Annotated in this window: 5 protein-coding genes; 2 read left to right on the top strand and 3 right to left on the bottom strand. The window is 30.2% G+C overall.

Going from position 1 to position 3,399, the window contains the following annotated elements:
- The 3 genes from T432_RS0107605 to T432_RS08520 form a co-directional block, all read right to left on the bottom strand.
- On the bottom strand, nt 1-417 hold a 417-nt coding region (locus tag T432_RS0107605), incomplete at its 3' end, for a hypothetical protein (RefSeq protein ID WP_028884776.1).
- Nucleotides 418-1,496: 1,079 nt separating this feature from the next.
- Nucleotides 1,497-1,685 carry a PAAR-like domain-containing protein gene (locus T432_RS08205; RefSeq protein WP_049959895.1) on the bottom strand — a complete coding sequence of 63 codons (189 nt, stop codon included), beginning with the start codon at nt 1,683-1,685 and terminating at the stop codon, nt 1,497-1,499.
- Between the two features lie 42 nt (nt 1,686-1,727).
- Entirely contained in the window at nt 1,728-1,883 is a 156-nt protein-coding gene (locus T432_RS08520; RefSeq protein WP_014110813.1) for a hypothetical protein, read from the bottom strand.
- A 632-nt stretch (nt 1,884-2,515) separates the two neighbouring features.
- Between T432_RS08520 and T432_RS0107580 the strand changes: the two genes are divergently transcribed.
- Complete coding sequence (locus T432_RS0107580) at nt 2,516-3,019, top strand: DUF2778 domain-containing protein (RefSeq protein ID WP_028884774.1); 504 nt, start codon at nt 2,516-2,518, stop codon at nt 3,017-3,019.
- Nucleotides 3,013-3,399 (top strand): hypothetical protein (locus T432_RS0107575; protein ID WP_028884773.1); only part of this gene is annotated, 387 nt, incomplete at its 3' end. The genes T432_RS0107580 and T432_RS0107575, both read left to right, overlap by 7 nt.

Raw genomic sequence — 3,399 nt, 5'->3', positions numbered from 1 at the left:
AGTGAATGTATATTCGTTCACCTCAAAATTAACTTTAGAAAATTTAAGATCAACAAAAGAAAGTATATGTTGTTTTAAAAATGTTCTTATTAGCTCTGGGAATGATTCCTGTACTATTGGCAAGTTAGATTTAACTAAACATTTATTCCCATTTTGTTCAAATTTAGAATCGATTTTTTTATCTCGTTGCATTTCTTTAAATTCGCCAAAAATTTCAGGCGAGACCAACTCAAACATTAAATTATTAGCATATGCATCTGGACAAGATAAGCTTAAATTAAAACCAAATCGCATACTATTATCAGCGTTGATTTGATCGGCAGTCAAATTCATTGGGAAAAGACTTTCTGAAGATAATTTAAACGTAATATAACGTGCATAGTAATTCCAATCATCGTCTTTAATATCTATTGGCAAAACAATTCTACTATGCTCAGATTATCTCAATGGCTCGCTACTTTTGCTTACCCCTTGTTAAATAAAGCCTATATTTATCACAAAGAACAGAAGTGATAATTGCAGGAATCTGAATACTAATCTAGGCATAAGTGTTTTATTCACTAGTAAATTCAATAAATTATAGCTTTTAAGCAACCTCATTAATTTAATGCTATCAAAAAAAATAAGTAAGTGTTCTCATTTGCCTTTTATAAAAAGTTGTATGACTTAGAATATGCTTATCGCCTTAGCCAATGTAGAATGTCGAATTTTAGACAATGCCATAACCAATGAGAAATTTTTGATTTCTGTTTACTGCTTAATTCTTATCTTTATTTGAAATTGACATCACTTATGGATAATGGGGCAAGTATACAATTTTATGACCTTCAAAATACTAAGGTTGACACCTGTCAACTTCTATTTGCTGATTGTCTAAAGTTTTGTAGCGAAGTTTAAAACAATTGATGTACCGGTAATTTATCAGAGTATTAGACTCCCATGAATCTACAACTTCAACATCAACCTCATGACCTAATTTGTTTAGAATATAAATATTTGGAGATTGGATAATATTACCCAATAAACCTATAGGACCATATGAGAATATGCCAAACAATACCGTAAAAAAAGGGAGTCTAGAAGAATCCACTTCTTTTTTTTCTTATTATTACCCTTCATTCTTGTTTCAAGGTAAATTGAAATGCAAAAAAACAGCACGGTCACAATTAAGACAAACCACCACTTTGTTAGTACCAAATAATACCAACAAGCATAGAGTGATTGAATTATGTAATCCATAATTGTAAATTTTGAGTTAGCTTATGAGATAAAGATATAGTTATTAGCTAAGATTGTCAGCACATAACTATAAACTTTGTCTGATCAGGTGAAATTCTTGTATGAATCCTACAATTTACTTTGTTACCTTTTCCTAGGCTACTTAATCTAGTAGCCTTAGAAATTTTAACATAGAACTTGTTGGCTCCTTTAATATGTTTACGTGTAGAGCCAGTAGTTTGTGATATTAACCCCCTAAACTTTCCAGGGAATCGCCTCTAGTTCTTTTTTTTAGTTCTAAGATTATGAACAGGTTTGCCCTTAACAAGCAACTTTCTTTGGTTAGGTCTTGCAACTGTACCTTTTGCAAAATTAGGATATGGGACAGGTACACCATTAGGCGGAGTTTTACAAGGGTCTGGAAATCCAGTATCCAAACCTTTACTGTGAGTGTTAGTGAAAAGCATATTATTCTCCCTAAAAAGTTAATTAAACTATCCGGCCATTATTTATTTACCATCAAGTTTTAATAAATTTTTGCTATTAATCGTAGTGCCTCCAGCATCAATTCTAGAATTTACCTTAGCACGATATTCAATATTTCCTGCATTAATTTTATCTTTGCCTATGACTTTCTTATTTGATTTAAATAATGTTTGTCTCATGTTATAAACATTATCATTAAACTGATTTGAAGTGACTCAAGAATTTTTTGTTTTGAGATCAAAATTTAGAGAATTAGAAATCATTCTGTTATGAACCATAAATAAAGTGTAACCATCAATTTGTGTATCAGCTGACAATAATATAAAAAGATCAATATTAATAGAAAGATTTCTAGCTTTAATATTCTGAACGTTCTCAAAACCGAGAAAAATTGCTTCTTTATCCTTACTACATAGTAACAAAGTTATATAAGTTTCAGAGGATCAATGAATATTAACAGAAACCAAATCACCTTCTTTCAAAGATTGTAAACAACCAGATGCTTTCCAGGCTTCAATTTTAGTTCCATCCGTAAGGACTAATTTATATTTCTCTTCTTTTGTTTGAGGAATTTTTATAATAATTCCCCTCATGTTGAAGTTTACATTGGAGCTGAAACTAATTTTATGGATTAATAAAGATTTAAAATTATCATCAATTTCGTAATATTTTTTTGGGAGGTATCTATTAAAATTTTATTAGTATTATGATTTAATTTTTTATGCATGTGAAATTACCATTGAAACAATAATGAAAATAAGATTCATTATTATTGTAAGTAGTAAATATTTCGAGTAATCATACTAATTTCATGCTTATTTGTCGATTTGAAATCAATAGCTCCAAAAAATCAGCTAAGTTGATTTGTCCTGGTATTGGTACATTTGAAGCTTTTACTGGAAAAGATCCCTATACCAATAGATTGGAGTGTGCTCATATAACCTACGCTCCTATTCCTCCAGGTAGTTACTGGATTGTTGATAGACCTGTCGGATTTCTAAAAGCTACAAAAAAGAGTCTAAGCATTAAAACCCCACCATCCATCAAGGATGACTGGTTTGCTCTATTTAGAGTCGATAATAAAATTGACGACTTTACGACTTATAATTCAAATGAAAGAAGCCTTTTTAGACTCCATCCCAAGGTTGGAAGTGGTGTTTCACTAGGTTGTATAACCCTTACTCATAAAAGTGAATTTGATTTTTTAAGGGCTAAGCTTTTAAACCAAGAGCAGATGAACATTCCAAACACAAGTATCAGAACATACGGAATCATTCTTGTGAGAGCTCTAGATTCTATTAAAAACGTATGTTAGCTAAAACATTTAAACTTTTACTGGTTATTTTTACTTTCATAGCCATTTATTATTTTGTATTTGAATTGAATGAAGAAGAATTGAAAAAGTTCTTCGACTATGACCCTGAACCTTATAATGGCGAATTTGCACTAGATGTAATAATTAAGTTCTGTCTTATTTTTATTCCTATCTCATCCTTAGCATCTGCAATGCTAATCACTTCAATTGTTAATTTCATCAAATACGATGCCATTAATGTTCTTTCAAATATACACAAAATAGTTGATCAGATAATTATTTTAATTTTTCTTTTTATTGCGTCAGTTCAAACAATATTCCTACTCAATGAGCATTTAAGGGTAAGTATTTTAAATGAAGAAGAAACACAATATGCAATC

The sequence above is a fragment of the Taylorella asinigenitalis ATCC 700933 genome, from assembly GCF_000687755.1.
Classification (GTDB): Bacteria; Pseudomonadota; Gammaproteobacteria; order Burkholderiales; family Burkholderiaceae_B; genus Taylorella; species Taylorella asinigenitalis.
Note: the sequence above shows the minus strand (reverse complement) of the source record. Positions and strands in the feature narration are given on the sequence as shown.

Bases quoted from the DNA above. Each gene is read 5' to 3' on its own strand.
- T432_RS08205 (WP_049959895.1), bottom strand. From the start codon at position 1,685: ATGCTTTTCACTAACACTCACAGTAAAGGTTTGGATACTGGATTTCCA.
- T432_RS0107580 (WP_028884774.1), top strand. From the start codon at position 2,516: ATGCTTATTTGTCGATTTGAAATCAATAGCTCCAAAAAATCAGCTAAG.
- T432_RS08520 (WP_014110813.1), bottom strand. From the start codon at position 1,883: ATGAGACAAACATTATTTAAATCAAATAAGAAAGTCATAGGCAAAGAT.